The sequence below is a fragment of the Rhizobium sp. 862_C5_N1_2 genome, from assembly GCF_051811205.1.
GTDB lineage: Bacteria > Pseudomonadota > Alphaproteobacteria > Rhizobiales > Rhizobiaceae > Rhizobium > Rhizobium leguminosarum.
The window spans coordinates 3,807,579-3,828,676 of sequence record NZ_JBPWPT010000001.1 but is presented as its reverse complement, the minus strand read 5'-3'; the positions used below and the strand labels follow the sequence as shown (position 1 = coordinate 3,828,676).

Sequence of the window (21,098 nt, the reverse complement as noted above, 5' to 3'; positions counted from 1 at the left end):
GGACTGATGACCAATATCGCAGCCTTCCTCTACCTCGTCTCCGGCGTGCTCTTCATCCTGGCGCTACGCGGCCTGTCGCATCCGGCCACCAGCCGCAAGGGCAATCTCTACGGCATGATCGGCATGGGGATCGCGATCCTGACGACGCTGGTGCTGGCGACCCCGAATTTCGGCGGCTTCGTGCTGATCATCCTTGGCCTTGCCATCGGCGGCAGCGTTGGCGCCTATGTCGCCCGCACCATCCCCATGACCTCGATGCCGCAGCTCGTCGCTGGTTTCCATTCGCTGGTCGGCCTTGCCGCCGTGCTGGTCGCGGCCTCCGCGCTCTACACGCCTGCTTCCTTCGGCATCGGCGAGATCGGCCACATCCACACCGAGGCGCGCATCGAGATGGCGCTCGGCGTGGCAATCGGAGCGCTGACCTTCACCGGCTCGATCATCGCCTTCCTGAAGCTTGACGGACGCATGTCCGGCAAGCCGATCCTGCTGCCCTACCGGCATGTGATCAATGCCAGCCTGCTGGTGCTGATCGTGCTCTTCATCATCGGGCTTGCCGCCACCGAAAGCCATTTCGACTTCTGGGCCGTCGTGGCGCTGTCGCTGGCGCTCGGCGTTCTGCTGATCGTGCCGATCGGTGGGGCCGATATGCCGGTCGTCGTCTCGATGCTGAATTCCTATTCAGGCTGGGCCGCGGCCGGCATCGGCTTCACGCTCGGCAATCTGGCGCTGATCATCACGGGCGCGCTCGTCGGTTCTTCCGGCGCGATCCTCTCCTACATCATGTGCAAGGGTATGAACCGTTCCTTCGTCTCCGTCATCCTCGGCGGTTTCGGCGGTGAGACGGCGTCCGGCGGACCTGACACATCAGACAGGACGGTCAAGCTCGGCTCGGCCGAGGATGCGGCTTATCTGATGGCAAACGCATCGAAGGTCATCATCGTGCCGGGATATGGCATGGCGGTCGCCCAGGCCCAGCATGCGCTGCGCGAGCTTGCCGACAATCTCAAGAAGAACGGCGTCGAGGTGAAGTATGCGATCCACCCGGTCGCAGGCCGTATGCCCGGCCACATGAATGTGTTGCTCGCCGAAGCGAATGTTCCCTATGACGAGGTTTTCGAGCTCGAGGACATCAACTCGGAATTCGCCCAGGCCGACGTCGCCTATGTCATCGGCGCCAACGACGTCACCAATCCGGCGGCGCGCGACGACAAGACCTCGCCGATCTACGGCATGCCGATCCTCGACGTCGACCGGGCAAAGACCTGCCTCTTCGTCAAGCGCTCGCTCGGCTCGGGTTATGCCGGCATCGACAATACGCTGTTCTACAAGGACGGCACGATGATGCTGCTCGGTGACGCGAAGAAGATGACCGAGGATATCAACAAGGCGATCGCGCACTGATCGGCGCAGATACAGCCGCCCTTCGGGCGGCTGCTTGATTCATGCGGCAGGCCACTCACGTCTGCCTTGGCCGGGCCGGCCGCTTTCGTCAGGTCTCTCCCGGCACGAGTGTCATCTTTTCGACGCCGATCGCCAGGTTCAGGCCTTCCTGAGCCTGGACGTTCAACGGCTGCAGCATGAAGGCCTTGTTGTTGCCGCCGGCGATGACCTTGGCGCCGGCCCCTGCACCGATGCTCGCATCGGCACCGATCCCGTAATATTCGCCGGCAAGGGCGAATTGCGGAATATCCGTCCCGGTCTTTGCCAGCACCTGCCAGATCATGACGCTCTTGCCGGTCTGACCGATATCGAGGCCGAATTTCTCGATTTTGCCGGCATAGACCGCCTTGGCGCCGCCGGCCGCCGGCGTATAGGTGCAGATGAGGTTCTTCTGCGAGGTGACGATCAGACCCTGGCCGCCATCCGATCCGCAGACAAGACGGCCAAGCGTGACATAGTTTTCCGCGCCCGCCGGGCTCCCCAAGGCAGCGGCCGTCAGTGCCGCGGCTGCGATCATCGTTTGCTTGAACATGGTCTTTCTCCTTTGGAACGACCTGTCCGAAACGGGTGGAGGTAGCGAATGTTCCGGGCGCGGATTCAAACTTAGCGCGTCTGAAGAGACGCGCGGCGCTCTATTCCCGCTCCAGCGTGGCGCGCTGCGCCGTCAGCACCCATAACAGGCCTTCGGGCCGGAAATCGATCTCAACCGTGCCGCGAAAGGCGGAGGCGGCATGGGCTTTGATAACGGTCGTGCCGAAGCCCGAGCGCGATGGCTGCTCGGTGACCGGCGGGCCGCCTTGCTCTTCCCAGGTGAAGCGGAGCAGGGCATCCGGCTTGTCTTCCTCCTTGAGGTCGTCCCATTCGAAGCGGACCCGGCCTTGCGGTACGGAGAGCGCCCCGTATTTTACCGAATTGGTGGCGAGTTCATGCAAGGCGAGGCCGAGATTCTGCACGGCATCCGGCTTCAGCACGAAGTCTTTGCCGCTGATGTCGATCTGCTCGCGCGATTGCGGGAAGGCCTGCAGATGGATGTCGACGACCCGCCGCAGCGACACGCCTCCCCATTGTTCGCTGGTCAGGAGCTCGATCGAACGCACCAAACCCTCGAGCCGGTCGGCGACGGCGGCGCGAAAGGACTCGACGCTGTCGGACTGCTTGGCGAGCTGGCGCATCATTGCCTGGGCAAGCGTCAGAAGATTCTTGGTGCGGTGGACGAGCTCATGCATGACGAAACGCAGCCGGTCCTCGGTCTGGCTACGATCGAAAGAGGCATTCGAAAGGGCAATCGCCACCTGGTTCGCCTCGATGACGCTGGTCTCGACTGGCGAGACGATATGGCCTTCGCCCATGCGGTTCGCCATGTCGGCGATATCGCGGATGGTGGTGCGCACCTGTCTTGCGACGGCATAAGCGCCTAGCACGGCGACGAGCACCAGTGCCACGCCGCCGATGATGAGGAAACGCCAGGTGCTGAGGATCGACGCCTGGGCGACCGGTCCCCAGATCACCGTCTTCCACGACCAACCGGGAATTTGGGCATAACCGAGGAGCATGTGCGGCAGGATTGTCTCGTCTTGGAAGACGCCGCGGGACACGGTGAGCGCCGGCAGAATGCGCGGGTCGAAGGGCGTGCCGGGTTCGAGGTTGGCAGGGCCGGTGGCCGCGACGACGTGGCCGCTCTCATCTATGACGGCGGCCGACCAGCCGGGCGCAAGGCCCTCGGTGGTCACGAGCTTGCCCAGATCCTTGGCGTCCTGCGTGATGATGAGGGCTGCGACCGGATCATTCTTCCGTGGCAGGGTGACGTTATAGACCCATTCGCCGCTGGTCCGGCCGCGAAACACGTCTGATGCTTCGATGCGACCAGAAGCCATGACCGCTTCGAGGGCTGTCATGTTCGCCGTCTTGCCAAGCGGCGTGCCGAACGCCCGACGCGTGTTCAACAGCTGCTGGCCGGTGCGGTCGACGGCAATGACGAAAAGCGTGTTGTCTCTGAGGGCCGTTTCCGTGCGCTCGTGGAAGGAGGCGAGATTGCCGTTTTCAAGCTCGGGCGAACTCGAAAGCAGCCGCAGGGTCGTCGCCATGTCCTGAAGCTGGCGGTCGATGATGCGTGAAAGGGCAAGCGCATCCTGGGCCGTCTCGCGCTTCAGCGTCGAACGCTGGTTGTCCTCCAGCTGTAGCAGAAGCAGCGCCACGAAGGCGAAGATCGGCAGTGCGATCGCCACCGCCATGGCGACGAGGTAGGTTCCGATCGAGGCTTTCGGAAAGAACAGCGCGACGATCTTCATCTGTCGCAATTCAAAATGTTACAGCGCCCTTTGCGCCTCTGAAAAGACTCGCGGCGCTGTAATGCGCGTGGCCCGCAACGGTTTTCGCTTGCGGCCAGGACAGCAAAGATCCGCATCTCTCGCAAATCGCCCCCAACACGTGTTCGACCGCTCGATAGCGGGCTATCGAAGCAGGTCCATGTTAGGGGGAGCAAGAGCAGGTTGCAACATACTATGACAGGCATCGACGACGACGGACGCTTTTTCGGCGTCTCGTCTTAATGTCGGTGCGGCCGCCTTTGCGCCACGTCGCTTCCACTGCCTGGCGTGGCACGATATCACCTCGATGATATCCAGAGCCGGAAGATTCGATTGAATCATCAGGACCTTTGCCGGCGTCCGATGGGTGGTGCGACCGGCAGGTGGCCGTTGCGGGCCGCCCGATGCTCAGGGCCGCCCAATCATATCTTTAGCCGGCTGGGGCGACGCCGACGCGGGCAAGGCCGTCGCGAGCCGGCTGGTATTTGGGGTCGAGGCCGATCGCGTGGCGATAGGACCGGGCGGCCTTTGCCTTGTCGCCGCGGCGTTCGTAGACGAGCGCCTGGTTGGCCCAGGATTCGGCGATGTTGCCGTTGAGCTCGATCGCATGATTGAAATCGGCAAAGGCGTTGTCGTCGTCGTTCAGCGCAATATAGGAAATGCCGCGGCCATTATAGGGCTCGGGTGAATTCGGCGCGAGCGAGATCGCTTTCGAGAAATCGTCGATCGCCTTATCCTGCTGATTACGCTTCTGATAGATCAGGCCACGATTATGATAGGCGCGGCCATCGGTGGTGCCGAGCTGGATCGCCTTGTCGAAGTCGTTGAAAGCCTGATCGTCCTGGCCGGCCATCCGGTAGACATTGCCGCGACCGATATAGGCGACATCGTAGCTCGGATTGATCTGCAGGGCGGCATTGTAGTCGCCAATCGCCTGGGCCTGCTGGCCCATATTGCGATAGACGAGAGCACGGTTGGCGTAAGCCTGGAAAAACCGCGGATTGATCTGCAGCGCCGTGTTGAAATCGTTCAGCGCCGGGCGGAACTGGCCGGCGCGGCCATAGGCGGAACCACGGACGTTGTAACCTTCCGGGTCCCTCGGATTGGCGTTGATAACCGCCGTCAGGGAAGCGATATTCTCTTCCGAACCCTGCGCCTTATCGATGCGGATCACGGCATCCGAGGTATTGGTCGTCTCGCAGCCGGCGAGGCCGAACATTGCCGCCAGCGCCAAAGCGGGCAGGAATGCCGTTTTCTGCAAGCGCAAAGCGCGGGACGGATTGAAGGTGTTGACAGCCATTCGGGCTCGCTTTCCCCATGCGGCATATCCGGTGCGCGGATATGCGATCTTCAGCGGCAAACTAAAAAAGCGGCGGCGAACCCATCGCCCCCGCCACAATGCATCTGAAAACGTCGAAAAAACGACGGAAACGCTCAGCGTGCAACCAGACCTTCGCGCTGGGCGCGCTTACGGGCCAGCTTGCGAACGCGACGAACGGCTTCGGCCTTCTCGCGAGCACGCTTCTGCGACGGCTTCTCGTAGTAGTCGCGCATCTTCATTTCGCGGAAAATGCCTTCGCGCTGCATCTTCTTCTTGAGAGCGCGGAGAGCCTGATCAACATTGTTATCGCGGACAAGTACCTGCACGAGAATCACGTTCCTTTGGTTGGTTGATGCCGGAGGCGGCGCAGCGGCCAGAGGCAAAACAATAACGTTCGCGCGGCCGGGGCCTTGCGATTGGTGATGCGAAATAGCAGATCGGGTACGGGAAGTCTAGACGGGATATGGGCGGCGGCGGAAAAATCACGCTTCGCCTGATATCCGGTCATGATCGGGCCGGTTCGGGCGCAGCTTCATCCAGCACGGCAATTGCCTCCTTGAGAGCGGTTCTGACCCGGAGGCGGTCGGCAGGCTCCAGCCGGCTCATATCCAGATGCAGGTCAAGGCCCGAGAGGTGCTCGCTGAGAACGCGGCTCTTGTGATCCGCACCGAGGGTCAGCCCATCCACCGCATAGGGCACGATCTCGCGCTGTATGCCCTTCATCGTGATCGGCGGCAAGGGATGGGCGTCGACGATTTCGTTCACCAGCGCATAGGTTTCGTAGCTGATGACGATCTCTCCTCCCTGGGCGATCGATTGCAGCCGGGCTGCGAGATTGGCCTCCGCCCCGATGATCGTATAGTCCATGCGGTCGCTGCTGCCGAAATTGCCGACGTTGCAATAACCGCTGTTGATTCCCATGCGGACGACGAAAGGCTCTTCGGTGCCGTTTCTGCGCCATCTGTCTTTGAGTTCGCCGAGACGGCGCTGCATGTCGACGGCCATGCGCAAACACGCTTTCGCGTCCTCCTCCGGCCCCTTGGTTTCGGGATCGCCGAAGAAGACCAGCATCGCGTCGCCGATGAACTTGTCCACCGTGCCGCCATGCTCCAGGGCAATGTTCGACATCTCGGTCAGATATTCGTTGAGCATCTCCGTCAGGGCTTCAGGCTGCAGACGCTCTGTGGTCGCCGTGAAATCCTTGATGTCGGAGAAGAAGATCGTCAGACGCTTGCGCTCGGTATGGACGACCACGTCCTTCTGCCCGGAGAAGATGCTCTTGTAGATCTGCGGTGAGAGATAGCGCGAGATCTTCAGGGAAACGCTGGCGAGGAATTCGTTCGCCGCTTCCAGATCCCGGTTGGTTGGCGCTGTGGATGGTGCGCGTCTGCTGCCGCTGGAGCACAATGAAGCTGATGCCGATGAAGGCTACGAAAAGGAAATAGCAGAGCAGGTATTTGAAGGCGAAGACGTTGCTCGCATAGGGCTGCCGGATGATGACTTCCTGAATGCCGCGCACATCGCCCACCTTCCAATCGGTCTTCGGGCTTTCGGGATGGCTATTGTGGCAGGCAACGCAGGCCTGGCCCATGACGACAGGGGTGATGAGCCGCAAGGTATCGGTCAATCCGACACGGGTGAGGTCGTTCAGCGTCTGCTGCGGATTGGCGCGCAAGGCAGCGAGCGCATTCTTTTCGAAGTCGTCGAGCTCGTGGGATGCGCGGCTTTTGAACGGCAGGTCGGAGACGAAACGGTAGGTGATATTGGCCTGCTGCTCCTTGATGACGTCGCCGAGCTCCAGGGAAAGCGTGGCCGGCAGCGGGATGGCGCCTGGAATATTCGCATAATTGTGAGAGACGACCGTGCCCTCAGTCGTGCCGTTGGCGTGAGCGGCCAGAACGCGCCCCACGACATTCGTGGAATAATAGGAGCGGATGCTCGATATCAGCGAGCTCATATCGCGGGCCTGGCGGCGCAGGGTATTTCCCGAGAGATCGCTGATATCAAGCCAGACGGCGAGCGGCAGCCCTGCGAGCATTGCCAGCACGACGACAATCAGCCAATAGCCGCTGCGACGCGCGGCGGTTTCGGAAATCACGGCGACCTTCATTCTTCTCTCGAAAAAGCATCCGATTTTCGATCGTTACAAGAACATTTCGCCGCGCACCGGGCAAGGTCGAAGCCTCGTCGTCCAGCCAAAAGCCGGGTGAAAACTGGAGGCGTAGCCGTATTCATGGCGCTTCTCCGCCGCCCGGCGGAGGTGACCGAAAGGAGAGTGCCCCGGAACGCAGGTGCGAATGGCATTTGGATGGAAAGCGGCGTAGCCTGTCCGCCGGCAGGTGCGGGTCGCCCTGCCGGCCGTGGGAGGGGACACCCGGTGAGATCATGACGCGCGCGCAGCAAATCGGTGTCGTTCTCGGTCTGGCGATCGTGACTGCGCTTACGATCCTTCGAGCAAGTGATCCCGGGATCTTCAAGTTGATCCGCGGCGTGACCTTCGACGAGTATCAGCGGCTGGTTCCCAGGACCTTCGAGCCGATGCCGGTCCGCGTGATCGACATCGACGAGACTTCGCTGCACGAATTCGGCCAATGGCCATGGCCGCGGGACCGGATGGCGCTGCTGGTGGACCGGCTTTCGGAAATGGGCGCCTCGGCCATCGCCTTCGATATTCTCTTCGCCGAGCCGGACCGGCTGTCGCCGCGCAATGTCATTCGCGAGGTCGCCGGGGTCGATCCTTCCCTTGCCGCGAAACTGCCTGATAACGACGAGATATTCGCCCGTGCAATTGCCGAAAAGCCCGTCGTGCTCGGCTTCGGACTTTCCAACGAGGGCAATTACCGGCCGCCGGTCAAGGCGGGTTTCGCCTTCACCGGCGAAAGCCCCGTCTCAGCCCCCCCCTATCTCGGTGCTTCGACGCCGTTGCGGCCGCAGTTGGAAGCCAATGCGGCGGGGCTCGGTCATATCAGCCTCAATCCCGGCAATCCCTCGCCGGTGGTACGGGCGGTCCCACTGTTCCTGACCGACGGCGAGCAGCTCTATCCGAATCTCGCGATCGAAGCGCTGCGTGTCGCACAGGGGGCATCGACCTACGTGCTATCAGGCGCACCCGATCGCGCCGGCATCATGACATCGGTAAAGATCGGGGATTTTGTCGTGCCGCTGACGGCGGCGGGTGAGCTTTGGCTCTATGTCACCCCCGACCGGGCGGAGCGTTATATATCCGCCCGGCAGGTGCTTGCGGCCGAAGGGGCCTCTCCAGATGTCGCCGCCGCCGTCGCCGGCAGCATCGTCTTCGTCGGGACATCGGCGGCCGGCCTGCAGGACATCCGCGTCACCGCGCTCGGCGAGAACGTTCCCGGCGTTTCGCTGCATGCGCAGGCCGTCGAGCAGATCCTCTCGGGCCGCTTTCTCTCGCGGCCCGACTGGGCGGACGGGCTGGAAATCCTGATGATCGCCGTGCTCGGATGCCTGCTCGTCGGGGTGACGACCTTCGTCAGTCCGGCCGTCGCGCTGGCCTGCGGCCTGCTGATCACAGCCATGGCGCTGGTGGCGTCCTGGCTCTCGTTTCTTTATGCGGGGCTTCTCCTCGATCCCCTGGCTCCGATCATCAGCGGATCGATCACCCATTTCGCCTCGACCTCGTTCCGGATCCTGGTGATCGACCGGGAGCGGCGCGAGGTGCGGCGCGCCTTCGGGCATTATCTTTCCCCGTCGCTGCTCCATCGCATCGAGCATTCCCGCGACGCGTTGCGCCTCGGCGGAGACGATCGCGAGCTGACGGTCATGTTCGTCGATGTCAGAAGCTTTACCGAGATCAGCGAGCGCCTGGCGCCCACTGCCGTGGTCGCGTTCCTGAATACCTTGCTCGATGCGCTGAGCCGCCATGTGGTGGCCAATGAAGGCACGCTCGACAAGTTCATCGGCGATTCGATCATGGCGTTCTGGAATGCACCCGTCGATGTGGCGGATCATGAAATCAAGGCCGTTCGCGCAGCGCTTGCCATGCGTGAAACGCTGGCCGAACTGAACGCCGGCGACGCCTTCGGCTTCGGGCCTGGACAGCAAGTCGGCATCGGCATCGGCATCCATACCGGTCTCGCCTGTGTCGGTAACATGGGCGCCAAGACCCGCTTCAACTATTCGGCGGTCGGCGATGCCGTCAATGTCGCGGCGCGCCTGGAGTCGTGCTGCAAGGAGGTGGGCTTCGATATCCTCATATCAGACAGCACGGCGAGATCGGTGCAGGGAATGGCGCTGATCGAGGCCGGCGCCATCCCGCTCAAGGGAAAGAGTAGCCGAACGCAGATTCTCGCCGTTGTCGGCGACGAGCGCGTCGCAGCCTCCGCGGAGTTCGCCGCGCTTACGGTCGTTCACGAGCAGCTGACGCAGGCGCTGCATTCGCATTCGAAAAACACGCGCAAGCTTATCGGCACGGCAAAGCTCAGGGCGGCGCAGGTGATCGGCGGGCTGGCGGAATTCTACCAGCGGATATCCGGCAGAAGCGATCACTTCCGCGAGGTGCCGGATGGCTTCGAGAAGAGCGTCGCCGATTGACGGCATCAGCGGTTGCGATTGAAATTCCGGCCCCTATCGTGGTTCCGGTCCCCATCACGATCGCGATCCTTGTCGTGATCGCGGTCACGATCTCGATGATGCCCTTTATCGTGATAGTCGTGATCATCGTGCTGATCGTGATGTTCATGCCGGCCACGGCCATCATGCTTGTCGGGTTTATCCGGTTTGTCGTGATGCGGCTTGTCAGGCTTGTCAGGCGTGGCCGGCCGCTCCTTCTGCGGCTCGGCCTGCCGCTGCGGCGGATCCTGCCTCTGCGGACTGGGTGCCGGTGCCGGATCGCGAGGAGGCGGGGGCCGGTTTCTGTCTTTTCTTTCCGGCGTGACGGAGGCCATATTGCAGCCGCCGAGCATGCCGATGCCGCCCGCAAGCCGCTGATTGCCGGAGAGGAAGGGGAGGGCGCGCTGATTTCCGAGCGTCGCGAGGATGCTGGGATCGACCCGGCGTGCTGCCGACATATCGCCGTTCGGCTTGGCCACCACGCAGTCGCAGCGCTGCTGCAACTGCCGGCAACCGCCCGGACCGCAGAAGCGGGCTGCGCCGTTCAGCAGGACGACGGCGGTCGTGCCATCCGGGCCGACGTAGAAATCGAAAGCGGTGCCGCGTACGCCGATCGTGCCGGCCGGCGTCAGGATCTGGTAGGCCGAAGAATTGGAACTGCCGCTGACCCAGCGGAATGTGCCCTTTGCCGCCCTGATGGTGAGTTTCTTGACCGATTGGGAATCATCGAAGACATATTTGTCAATGACGACCGACGAACCCCAGCCGACCGCGAGCTTCGTGCCGTCACGAAACAGGAATTGGCCAAGCCCGGATTGCGATGTCTTGATGCGCTCGTTGCGATGGACGCTGGTGTCGACCTCGATCGGGCCGCTCTGTCCCGTCACTTCTGTCTTTATGACGACAGCCTGGCCAACCGGCTCGGCGGCGGGTGCCGGCGATGCGCTGCTTAACGCGATGCAAAGCGTCGCGACTGATACTGAGCGCCAACCCCACATGATACACGTACCCCGGAACACGCGATTGTTAACATTTTAGCAATTGCTTGTCTTCTAACCCTCTTGGGTTAGGTCGCCGGCCGACGGTTAGCGGAAATGCCGCGGCTTCTGTCTTCCGCTTGAAGCGGCATTCTCTTCGGCGTGTCGAAACCAAAGCTCTCGCGCGTCGCAAAAGAACCGTTGTGCCGCATTTGGATTTGCGATTTGTATGAGCGCGGAGAACAAGCCCTTTCCCGAAGGAGAAGAAGGCGGATGCGGAAATATTCGGTTTTTGCCGTGGCACGGGAGGCCCTTCGTGGCCACAAGGGTTGGGAGAAGCAGTGGACTTCGCCTGAGCCACGCGCCGAATACGACGTCGTCATCATCGGTGCCGGCGGCCACGGGCTGGGTGCTGCCTACTATCTCGCCAAGGAGCACGGCATCACCAATGTGGCGGTGATCGAGAAGGGCTGGCTCGGCGGCGGCAATACCGGGCGCAACACCACCATCATCCGCTCGAACTATCTCTACGAAGAGAGCATGCACATCTACGAGCATTCGATGAAGCTCTGGGAGGGGCTTTCCCAGGAGCTCAACTACAATGTGATGTATTCGCCGCGCGGCGTGATGATGCTCTCGCACAATATTCACGACCAGCAATCCTTCAAGCGGCATATCCATGCCAACCGGCTCTACGGCATCGACAATGAATGGCTGACACCGGAGCAGGCGAAGGCCTATTGTCCGCCGCTCGATATCTCGGCCAGCGCGCGCTACCCGATCAACGGGGCGGCACTGCAGCGGCGGGGCGGTACGGCGCGGCACGACGCCGTTGCCTGGGGTTATGCGCGGGCGGCTTCAGACCGCGGCGTGCACATCATTCAGAATTGCGAAGTGACCGGTATCCGGCGCGGTCCGGACGGAGGGGTGACCGGGGTCGAGACCTCGCGTGGCTTCATCGGCGCCAGGAAGGTGGCGGTGTCGGCGGCTGGCCATACGACCACTGTCATGCAGATGGCTGGCGTACGCGTGCCGCTGCAATCGAGCCCGCTACAGGCGCTGGTTTCCGAACCACTGAAGCCAATCTTTCCCTGCGTCGTCATGTCGAACACGGTGCATGCCTATATCTCCCAGTCCGACAAGGGAGAACTCGTCATCGGCGCCGGCACCGACCAGTATAATTCCTATTCCCAGACCGGCGGGCTGCAGATCATCACGCACACGCTCGACGCCATCTGCGAGCTCTTCCCGATGTTCCGGCGCGTCAAGATGATGCGGCAATGGGGCGGCATCGTCGACAATACGCCGGATCGTTCGGCGATCCAGTCGAAGACGCCGGTTCCCGGGCTCTACGTCAATTGCGGCTGGGGTACAGGCGGCTTCAAGGCGACGCCGGGCTCTGCCAATCTCTTCGCGCATCTGATTGCCCGCGACGAGCCGCACAAGTTCAATGCCGGCTTGACGCTGGACCGTTTCCGCAGCGGCCGGCTGATCGACGAAGCGGCAGCGGCGGCGGTGGCGCACTGATGTGGACGGCGGCTCTCCTCGCAATCGGGATCGACGGCGGGGCCATGCCGGCTGGTGACGTCTTTCCCGGCGCCGAGGATTTCCGCCTGCAGAAGATCCACAGGGCTGCCGGCGAAAGCGAGTGGCCCTTCGTCGCCGAGAGCGGCACGCTGCTTTGCGCGATGATCCTGCGCAAACCAGCCGTCTATTTCGTGCCTGAGGTCGGCGGAACGCCGGGACGTGCCTTCGTGATCGACAACGATATCGCCAAGATGGCTTTTGCGAATATCGGCATGACCGATGTACTGGAGCCCTACGACAATTTCGAACAGCTTCTCAAGCGCCTCATTCCCTACGTAACGATGGGAAAGCGTCTCTGCAATCAACCTCCGGGAACCAATGTTTCCGGATCGGAACTCTAAGACGGGTAACACATGCTGCTGATCTATTGCCCATACTGTCAGGAAGAGCGCTCCGAGCTCGAATTCCGTGGCGCAGGTGACGCGCATATCGCGCGGCCCACCGATATCGCTTCGATCTCGGACGAGGAATTCGAGGCCTATTTCTTTCTGCGCGACAATCCGAAGGGGCTGATCTTCGAACGCTGGCGGCACATTCACGGCTGCGGGCGCTTCTTCAATGCAGCGCGCGATACGGTGACCGACAAGTTCATCATGACCTACAAGGCGGGTCAGCCGAAGCCTGAGATCGGCGCGGCGGCCCAGCAGCATGGGCCCGTCGAAACATATGAAGCCGTGGAAGGAGAGGCGCAATGAGCGGCGTGAACCGTATCGCCGGCAAGGGGCGCCTGACACCGGCCAGAACCGCGCGCTTCAGCTTCGACGGCAAGAGCTATACGGCGCTCGAAGGTGATACCGTCGCCTCGGCGCTGATCGCCAACGGTGTGCATCTCGTCGGCCGTTCGTTCAAATATCACCGGGCCCGCGGTATTCTGTCTGCAGGGGCCGAGGAGCCGAACGCGCTGATAGACGTCGCCCGCGATACGGCGCGCAAGCAGCCTAACGTGCGCGCCACGGTGCAGGAAGTTTTTGACGGCATGATCGTCAACTCGCAGAACCGCTGGCCCTCGCTTGCCTTCGATGTCGGCGCGGTCAACAATCTGATGTCGCCGTTCTTCGCCGCCGGCTTCTACTACAAGACATTCATGTGGCCGCGCGCCGCCTGGAAACACGTGTACGAACCGCTCATCCGTCGTGCCGCCGGCCTCGGCGTCGCGCCGACGGAGGAGGATCCGGACCATTATGCCAGCCGCTATGCGCATTGCGACGTGCTGGTGGTCGGCGCCGGCGTGGCCGGGCTTTCGGCGGCGCTGGCCGCCGCCGAGACCGGTGCCCGGGTGATGCTTTGCGACGAGCAGGCGGAAGCGGGCGGGGCGTTGCGTTATGATACCGGCGTGACGATCGACGGACAGGACGGCAATAGCTGGGCACAGAAGGCCGTGGCGCGGCTGGAGGCGATGGACAATGTCGAAGTGCTGGTCCGCACGACCGCTTTCGGCTACTACAACCACAATTTCGTCGGTCTTGCCGAGCGCGTTACCGATCATGTCGCCAAGCCTTCCCGTGATCTGCCGCGCGAGCGGCTTTGGCAGGTCCGGGCAAAGCGCGTGATCCTCGCCACCGGCGCGATCGAGCGTCACATGGTATTTCCGAACAACGACCGGCCGGGCATCATGCTGGCCTCGGCGGGGCGGATGTATCTCAATCATTACGGCGTGGCGGTCGGGGCCAAGGTCGGCATCTACACGGCGCACGACTCGGCCTATGAGGCGGCCTTCGATCTGAAGCGGGCTGGTGTTTCGATCGCCGCCATCGTCGATAGCAGGCAGGCGCCGGGAGCGGCGGTGCTGGCCGAGGCGCGTGCACTCGGTATTGATGTTCTGGCCGGCCAATCGGTCGTCAACACGGCCGGGCGGCTGCGCATCTCCTCGATGACGGTGGCGCGCAACGGCGGCGGTTCGCCGCGCAAGATCACGGTCGATGCGCTGCTGGTTTCGGCCGGCTGGACGCCGTCGGTCCATCTCTTCTCGCAGTCGCGCGGCAAAGTGGCCTTCGATGCCGAAAGCCAGCGATTCCTGCCCGGCTCCTATGCCCAGGACTGCCTCTCGGTCGGCGCCTGCAACGGCACCGACGACCTGCAGCGGACGATCGAGGAGTCGCTTGCCGCCGGCGAGCTGATGGCGCAGGCCACCGGCAAAGGCAGCGACGCGAAGATCGCAATTTCGGCCGAGCAAGCCTATGACTGGACGGGCGGCATGATCGGTGCTGCCGAAGGCGCCGGGCCGAAGACCAACGCCAAGGCCTTCATCGATTTCCAGCATGACGTCTGCGCCAAGGATATCCGCCTTGCCGTGCGCGAAGGCATGCATTCGATCGAGCATATCAAGCGCTTCACGACCAACGGCATGGCCTCGGACCAGGGCAAGCTCTCCAACATGCATGGCCTGGCGATTGCCGCCGAAATGCTCGGCAAGGAAATTCCGCAGGTCGGCCTCACCACTTTCCGCGCGCCCTATACGCCGGTCACCTACGGTACGCTGATCGGCCATTCGCGCGGAGAACTGTTCGACCCGACACGCAAGACGCCGCTGCACGACTGGGAAGAAGCGCATGGCGCGGTCTTCGAGGATGTCGGCAACTGGAAGCGTGCCTGGTTCTATCCGCAGGCAGGCGAGAGCATGCACCAGGCGGTGGCTCGCGAATGCCGGACGGCTCGCGAGGCGGCCGGTATCTTCGACGCCTCGACACTCGGCAAGATCGAGGTGGTGGGGCCGGATGCGGCGGAATTCCTCAACCTCATCTACACCAATGCCTGGGACACGCTGAAGCCCGGCAAGGCCCGTTACGGCATCATGACCCGCGAGGACGGCTTCGTCTATGACGACGGTGTTGTCGGACGCCTGGCAAACGACCGTTTCCATGTGACGACGACGACCGGCGGCGCGCCGCGCGTTCTCCATCACATGGAAGATTACCTGCAGACGGAATTCCCGCATCTGAAGGTATGGCTGACCTCGGTGACGGAACAATGGGCTGTCATTGCCGTGCAGGGGCCGAAGGCGCGCGAGATCGTCGCGCCACTGGTCGAAGGGCTCGATCTTTCGAACGAAGCCTTCCCGCATATGAGCGTTGCCGAGTGCACGGTCTGCGGCGTGCCGGCGCGGCTCTTCCGCGTCTCCTTCACCGGCGAAACCGGCTTCGAAATCAATGTGCCGGCCGATTACGGCCAGTCGGTACTCGAAGCGGTCTGGGCCAATGCCGAACCGCTCGGCGCCTGCGTCTACGGCACAGAGACGATGCACGTTCTTCGCGCCGAGAAAGGCTACATCATCGTCGGGCAGGATACGGATGGGACCGTGACCCCCGATGATGCCGGACTTTCCTGGGCGGTTTCGAAGAAAAAGACGGATTTCGTCGGTATTCGCGGGTTGAAGCGGCCGGATCTCGTCAAGGACGGGCGCAAGCAGCTCGTCGGCCTCGTCACCAAGGACCCGAAGCTGGTGCTCGAAGAAGGTGCGCAGATCGTCGCAAGCCCGAACGAGCCGAAGCCGATGACCATGCTCGGCCACGTCACATCTGCCTATTGGTCGGAAAATTGCGGCCGGTCGATCGCCTTCGCGCTCGTCGCCGGCGGCCGGGCGCGGATGGGCGAGACGCTCTATGTACCGATGCCGGACAGGACGATCGCCGTCGAGGTGACGGATCTGGTATTCTTTGACAAGGAAGGGGGCCGCATCCATGGCTGATGTCGCAATTCGCAAACCGGCGCTTGCCGGACGTCTCGGCGGCTCCGCAACGGTGCGGCTGACGACCGCTCCCACTGCCAGCCGGGTGGTGCTACGCGCGCCGGCGGAATCGCTCTCGGCATTTTCCTCGGCACTCGGCCTGACGTTGCCGGATGCCCCGAAGACATCCGGCCGGGCCGGCGCCCGATCGGCGCTCTGGATCGGGCCGGACGAGTGGCTGGTGATCGACGAGGCCAGTGCCGATCTGATGGCAACACTTTCGGGTGTCGGCACGCTGCATTCGGCGACCGACGTTTCCCACCGCAATCTCGCGATCATCGTCTCGGGACCGGGTGCTGAGGCCACGCTTTCGGCCGGCTGCCCGCAGGATCTGTCGCTTTCTTCCTTTCCGGTCGGGGCTGCATCGCGCACCGTTTTCGGCAAGGCGGAAATTGTGCTTTTCCGCACGGAAGAAGACACGTTCCGGGTGGAATGCTGGCGGTCGTTTTCGGATTATGTCTTCGGGCTGCTGAACGAGGCGGCTGAAGACGCGGGGCATTGAGCCTCAGCGAATCGCCGGCGTGCGCTCATTTAAGAGTTAAACGAATGCTGCACCATGCCTCGCTTGGCGTTTCCGATATCGAGCGGTCGGCGGCATTTTACGATGCTGCCCTCGCCGCGCTCGGTTATATCAGGGTCTGGGACGATATCAGGCCGGGGCAAACAGGGCAGGCAATCGGCTACGGCCTTCCCGGCGGCGGGGACAAACTGGCGATCAAGCATCGCCCGGACGGCCAGCGTGCGCCCGGCCCGGGTTTTCATCTGGCGTTTGCCGCGCCGAGCCGCCAGGCAGTCGATCAGTTTTATGCGGTAGCAATCGCGCAAGGCGGCAGTGACAATGGCCGTCCCGGCCTGCGGCCCCATTACGGTGAGCACTATTATGCGGCGTTCGTCATGGATCCCGACGGACACGCGCTCGAAGCCGTGTTCAATTCGGCCGAGTAACAAAAGCAGTTTTGCTCAAACGTCGTCGGGACGGTCCTTCGGGTCGAATTGGATGATGGTGATCCACTTTGCTGTCAGCGCCGGCTTCTTCTCGTTTTCGATCTCGATCGTGACGTCATAGGTGGTCATCAGCATGCCGGCGCCGCGGAAGCGGGCTTCGGCGAGCAGGAAACGGCCGCGGACGCGGGCGCCGCTTTTCACCGGCGTCATGAAGCGGACGCGATCGAAGCCGTAATTGATGCCGAGGGTCTGCTCGCGCACTTTCGGCAGGCAGTTGTAGTTCATCGTCGACAGCAGAGACAGTGTCAGGAAGCCATGGGCGATGGTTCCTCCAAAGGGGCTCTCGGCGGCCGCTCGCTCAGGATCGACGTGGATGAACTGATGGTCGTCGGTCGCCGACGCGAAGGCGTCGATCATCGTCTGGTCGACGGTGACCCAATCCGAAAGGCCCGTTTCCATGCCGATCAATCCCCGCACGTCGGAGAGTGAAATTTCCGTGACCATGAATTCCTCGTGAAACAAGCCGCCGCGGCAAAGCCTTATCGTGCATTTGTGACGATTGCGACAAGGATTTGGGTGAGGGAGGGGAGGCGGTCAATTTTCTACGAAAAAGGCGACGGAGCGTGGCTCGACGGTTACGGGGCCAGTAGTTTTCTTTGCTCCATCCGGCGTCAACTGGCGCCAGCCCGGTTCGCCCTTAGAGGGAAGCGTGAAAAATTGGCGGTTCCCCGAGCGGTTGAAAAGCACGCCAAGCCGGGTCTGCCTGCCACGCGCGGAGCGGTCACCGGTCGATAGTAACATGCCGAGGGTGGAAAGCGACGGCGTCTCCCATTCGGCAACGGTCATCGACTCGCCGGAAAGCGAAATCCATTCGACATCGCCATTTCCCGCCAGGAAGCCCATTTCGGAAAAGACGGTGAAGCGGCGACGCAACCCTGCAACGAAGGCAGTATGGGCGATGAGACCCTCGTCCAACGCCTTCCAGTCCAGCCAGGTGATCTCGTTGTCCTGGCAATAGGCGTTGTTGTTGCCGTGCTGACTGCGGCCGCCCTCGTCGCCCGCCGTCAGCATGATGCTGCCGCGGGTGGCAAAAAGCGTCGATATCAGCGCCATCACATCGTCCCGGCGACGCTTGCGGATCGTCGGATAGACGGTTTCCCCCTCGACGCCGTTGTTCCAGGAGTGGTTCTCGTTATGGCCGTCACGATTGTGTTCGCCGTTGGCGTCGTTGTGCTTTCCGGCGTGGGAGACGAGATCGATCAGCGTGAAACCGTCATGGGCGGCGAGGAAATTGACGCTGCGTGTTTCCTTGCCGTCGTTGCGGGAGAAGATGTCGGAGGAGCCGGCGAGGGCGGTTGCCAGCGAGCCGGTCTTCCAATCGTCTCCGCGCCAGTAGCAGCGCAGGTCGTCGCGAACCCGGTCGTTCCATTCAAGGAAGGGCAGCGGGAAATTGCCGAGCTGGTAACCGCCCGGGCCGATATCCCAGGGTTCGGCGATCATGATCCGGTCGGCCAGCACTTCGTCGGCCAGGATCGCGGCAAGTGTTTCGCCGTCACGCTCGAAGCCTGTCGCGGTGCGTCCGAGCACTGGGGCGAGATCGAAGCGAAAACCGTCGATGCCGGCGTTGAGCACAAAGTGGCGCAGACTGTCGATGACGAGGCGGCGGACCTTAGGATGATCGCAGGCGAGCGTGTTGCCGGTGCCTGTGTCGTTGACGAGTTCGCCCGGCCAATTCTGGGCGTGGCGATAATAATGCAGGTTGTCGAGGCCGCGCAATGACAGCGTCGCGCCGTAGCGGTCGCTCTCGCCGGTATGGTTGAAGACGAGGTCGAGGATGACGCCGATGCCTTCGACATGGAGAGCCGCGACCGTCTCGCGCAGCTCGGTCATGCCGCCGGGGACGAGCCGCGGATCGAGCGCCATGAAGGCAACGGGATTGTAGCCCCAGCCGTTGGTAAGGCCGAGCGGCGGCAGGTGGCGTTCATCGATCCAGGCGGTTATCGGCATCAGTTCGACGGCATCGACCCCGATCCGCTTCAGATGCGCGACGACGGAGGGATGGGCAAGCGCTGCGACCGTGCCGCGCTGGGCCTCCGGCACGTCGGGATGGAGAATGGTGAAGGGCCGCACCGCCACCTCATAGATAAAGCCGCCCGGTTTGAAGAGCGGCTTGCTGATCGCGGCTGGGGTATCGGTGGTGACGATCGCCTTCGGCATCAGATCCTGGCTGTCCTCGCCATAGATGCCGAGGCGGGGATCATAGCGGAACGGCCTATCGATCTCCTTGGCGTAGGGATCGATCAGCAGTTTGGAAGGATCGTACCAGAGGCCGTTATCAGGGGCGTAGATACCGTCGGCGCGATAGCCGTAGCGAGCCCCGGCCTTCAGTCCATCGACAAACAGATGATGGATGTGGTTGCTGTCGCGCGCCATCGGCAGGCGCGCGAATTCCCTGTTGCCGTCATCCTCGAAGAGGCAGAGTTCGATCTGTGCGGCATGATGCGACCACACGGCAAATTCGACGCCGGTCTCGAAGACGATCGCGCCGGCTTGCGCCGAACTGCTTCCCCGCATGTTCCCCCCCGGATCAGGTGATCACGGTTGGCGCGTCGCGTCCCGTGCGTTCCTGAATGCTGGCAATGCTTTCGGCGGCGGCGATCAGATCGGCGAGCGCTTCCTGCGTTTCGATGTTGTGGCGAGTCGAATCCGGCTCGTAGCGCTCGATATAGACGCGCAAGGTTGCGCCAGACGTGCCGGTGCCGGACAGGCGGAAGACGACGCGGGAGCCGCCTTCGAAGAGCACGCGGATACCTTGATGCTCGCTCACCGATTTGTCGATCGGATCGTGGTAGGCGAAGTCGTCGGCCTTCTCGACCTTCAGGTTGCCGAAGCTCTTGCCGGGCAGGGTGGAAAGCTGGCTGCGCAGATTGTCCACCAGGCCGTTTGCGGCATCGGTGTCGAGGCCTTCGTAGTCGTGGCGCGAATAATAGTTGCGGCCGTAGGTCTGCCAGTGCTGGGTGACGATATCGGCGACGCTCTCGCCACGCACGGCAAGAATGTTCAGCCATAGCAGCACGGCCCAGAGGCCATCCTTTTCGCGGACGTGACTGGAGCCGGTGCCGGAGCTTTCCTCACCACAGATCGTCGCCATGCCGGCGTCGAGCAGGTTGCCGAAGAACTTCCAGCCGGTCGGCGTTTCATACATGCCGATGCCGCGCTTTTCGGCGACGCGGTCGGCCGCGCCTGATGTCGGCATCGAGCGGGCGATGCCGGCAAGGCCGCCCGAATAGCCGGGGGCGAGATTGGCATTGGCGGCAAGGATCGCCAGGCTGTCGGAAGGGGTGACAAAGATGCCGCGGCCGATGATGAGGTTGCGGTCGCCGTCGCCGTCGGAAGCGGCGCCAAAATCGGGCGCGTCATCGCCCATCATCTCATCGAAGAGTTCCTTGCAGTGAACCGGGTTCGGATCGGGATGATGGCCGCCGAAATCCGGCAGCGGCATGAAGTTGCGCACCGAGCCCGAGGGAGCGCCGAGACGATTTTCGAAGATTTCCTTGGCATAGGGACCGGTGACGGCGCTCATCCCGTCGAAGGCAATGCGGAAGCCGAGGCTGATCAGATTGCGGATGGCGCCGAAATCGAACAGCTCTTCCATCAGCGCAGCATAGTCCTCGACCGGGTCGATGACTGAGAGGATCGTGCCGCCGGGAAGCTCGTCCTTGCCGATGCGGTCGAGATTGACGTCCGCGAAATCAGCAATCTTGTAGCTGTCGATCGTCTTGGAGCGCGCATAGATCGCGTCGGTGATCTTTTCCGGCGCCGGGCCGCCATTGTTGATGTTGTATTTGATGCCGAAGTCTTCGGTCGGGCCGCCGGGATTGTGGCTGGCGGAGAGGATGATGCCGCCGAAAGCCTTGTATTTGCGGATGATGTGGGAAGCGGCCGGCGTCGACAGGATGCCGCCCTTGCCGACCATGACCTTGCCGAAGCCATTGGCGGCGGCCATCTTGACCGCCTTCTGGATGACCTCGCGATTGTAGTAGCGTCCGTCGCCGCCGATGACGAGGCACTTGCCCTGATAGCCTTCCAGCGAATCGAAGATCGACTGGATGAAGTTCTCCGCATAGTTCGGCTGTTGGAAGACCGGAACCTTCTTGCGCAGGCCCGACGTGCCGGGTTTCTGGTCCAGATAGGGCGTGGTGGGGACGGACTTGATCATTTTA

16 protein-coding genes and 1 pseudogene are annotated in these 21,098 nt (G+C 62.5%); 8 read left to right on the top strand and 9 right to left on the bottom strand.

The window, feature by feature from the left end:
• Positions 1-6: 6 nt before the first annotated feature.
• A complete protein-coding gene (locus tag ACD590_RS19035; RefSeq protein ID WP_018446045.1) occupies positions 7-1,401 on the top strand; it encodes an NAD(P)(+) transhydrogenase (Re/Si-specific) subunit beta in 1,395 nt (464 codons plus the stop codon).
• Between the two features lie 88 nt (positions 1,402-1,489).
• On the opposite strand, the gene ACD590_RS19030 is transcribed toward ACD590_RS19035, so the two are convergent.
• The 5 genes and pseudogenes from ACD590_RS19030 to ACD590_RS19010 form a co-directional block, all read right to left on the bottom strand.
• On the bottom strand, positions 1,490-1,972 hold the full coding sequence (locus ACD590_RS19030) for a DUF992 domain-containing protein (protein ID WP_130717868.1): 483 nt from the start codon (positions 1,970-1,972) through the stop codon (positions 1,490-1,492).
• Positions 1,973-2,072: 100 nt separating this feature from the next.
• A complete protein-coding gene (locus ACD590_RS19025) occupies positions 2,073-3,728 on the bottom strand; it encodes a sensor histidine kinase (protein ID WP_439003167.1) in 1,656 nt (551 codons plus the stop codon).
• A 448-nt stretch (positions 3,729-4,176) separates the two neighbouring features.
• The gene (locus tag ACD590_RS19020) at positions 4,177-5,046 is read right to left on the bottom strand and encodes a tetratricopeptide repeat protein (protein ID WP_018446048.1); all 870 of its coding nucleotides are present in this window, start codon (positions 5,044-5,046) and stop codon (positions 4,177-4,179) included.
• 134 nt (positions 5,047-5,180) lie between these two features.
• Positions 5,181-5,393: a 30S ribosomal protein S21 gene (rpsU, locus tag ACD590_RS19015; protein WP_003585885.1), complete on the bottom strand. Its 213-nt coding sequence runs from the start codon at positions 5,391-5,393 to the stop codon at positions 5,181-5,183.
• 178 nt (positions 5,394-5,571) lie between these two features.
• Positions 5,572-7,177, bottom strand: a pseudogene (locus ACD590_RS19010) (adenylate/guanylate cyclase domain-containing protein).
• Between the two features lie 275 nt (positions 7,178-7,452).
• On the opposite strand from ACD590_RS19010, the gene ACD590_RS19005 reads away from it, so the two are divergent.
• Complete coding sequence (locus ACD590_RS19005) at positions 7,453-9,624, top strand: CHASE2 domain-containing protein (RefSeq protein ID WP_018446050.1); 2,172 nt, start codon at positions 7,453-7,455, stop codon at positions 9,622-9,624.
• Positions 9,625-9,629: 5 nt separating this feature from the next.
• Here the strand turns inward: ACD590_RS19005 and ACD590_RS19000 are convergent, their stop codons facing one another.
• On the bottom strand, positions 9,630-10,640 hold the full coding sequence (locus tag ACD590_RS19000) for a FecR family protein (protein WP_439003166.1): 1,011 nt from the start codon (positions 10,638-10,640) through the stop codon (positions 9,630-9,632).
• 252 nt (positions 10,641-10,892) lie between these two features.
• Here ACD590_RS19000 and ACD590_RS18995 point away from each other — a divergent pair, with 252 nt between their 5' ends.
• From ACD590_RS18995 to ACD590_RS18970, 6 genes are read left to right on the top strand one after another with little or no spacing between them, the layout of a single operon-like run.
• On the top strand, positions 10,893-12,146 hold the full coding sequence (locus tag ACD590_RS18995; RefSeq protein ID WP_130717860.1) for a sarcosine oxidase subunit beta family protein: 1,254 nt from the start codon (positions 10,893-10,895) through the stop codon (positions 12,144-12,146).
• Positions 12,146-12,547, top strand: coding sequence for a hypothetical protein (locus ACD590_RS18990; RefSeq protein ID WP_439003165.1), 402 nt, complete (start codon positions 12,146-12,148; stop codon positions 12,545-12,547). The genes ACD590_RS18995 and ACD590_RS18990 overlap by 1 nt, the downstream gene beginning before the upstream one ends.
• 12 nt (positions 12,548-12,559) lie before the next feature.
• The gene (locus ACD590_RS18985) at positions 12,560-12,901 is read left to right on the top strand and encodes a sarcosine oxidase subunit delta (protein WP_018243575.1); all 342 of its coding nucleotides are present in this window, start codon (positions 12,560-12,562) and stop codon (positions 12,899-12,901) included.
• Positions 12,898-15,891, top strand: coding sequence for a sarcosine oxidase subunit alpha (locus ACD590_RS18980; RefSeq protein ID WP_439003164.1), 2,994 nt, complete (start codon positions 12,898-12,900; stop codon positions 15,889-15,891). Before ACD590_RS18985 ends, ACD590_RS18980 begins: the two co-directional genes overlap by 4 nt.
• Positions 15,884-16,432 (top strand): sarcosine oxidase subunit gamma, encoded by a 549-nt coding sequence (locus ACD590_RS18975; protein WP_439003163.1) that lies wholly within the window; start codon positions 15,884-15,886, stop codon positions 16,430-16,432. Before ACD590_RS18980 ends, ACD590_RS18975 begins: the two co-directional genes overlap by 8 nt.
• Before the next feature lie 44 nt (positions 16,433-16,476).
• On the top strand, positions 16,477-16,875 hold the full coding sequence (locus tag ACD590_RS18970; RefSeq protein ID WP_028733969.1) for a VOC family protein: 399 nt from the start codon (positions 16,477-16,479) through the stop codon (positions 16,873-16,875).
• A 15-nt stretch (positions 16,876-16,890) separates the two neighbouring features.
• On the opposite strand, the gene ACD590_RS18965 is transcribed toward ACD590_RS18970, so the two are convergent.
• From ACD590_RS18965 to ACD590_RS18955, 3 genes are all read right to left on the bottom strand, one after another.
• On the bottom strand, positions 16,891-17,379 hold the full coding sequence (locus tag ACD590_RS18965; RefSeq protein ID WP_018446055.1) for a MaoC family dehydratase: 489 nt from the start codon (positions 17,377-17,379) through the stop codon (positions 16,891-16,893).
• A gap of 90 nt (positions 17,380-17,469) precedes the next feature.
• Complete coding sequence (gene glgX, locus ACD590_RS18960; RefSeq protein WP_439003162.1) at positions 17,470-19,449, bottom strand: glycogen debranching protein GlgX; 1,980 nt, start codon at positions 19,447-19,449, stop codon at positions 17,470-17,472.
• A 13-nt stretch (positions 19,450-19,462) separates the two neighbouring features.
• Positions 19,463-21,094 (bottom strand): alpha-D-glucose phosphate-specific phosphoglucomutase, encoded by a 1,632-nt coding sequence (locus tag ACD590_RS18955; protein ID WP_018446057.1) that lies wholly within the window; start codon positions 21,092-21,094, stop codon positions 19,463-19,465.
• Positions 21,095-21,098 lie beyond the last annotated feature (4 nt).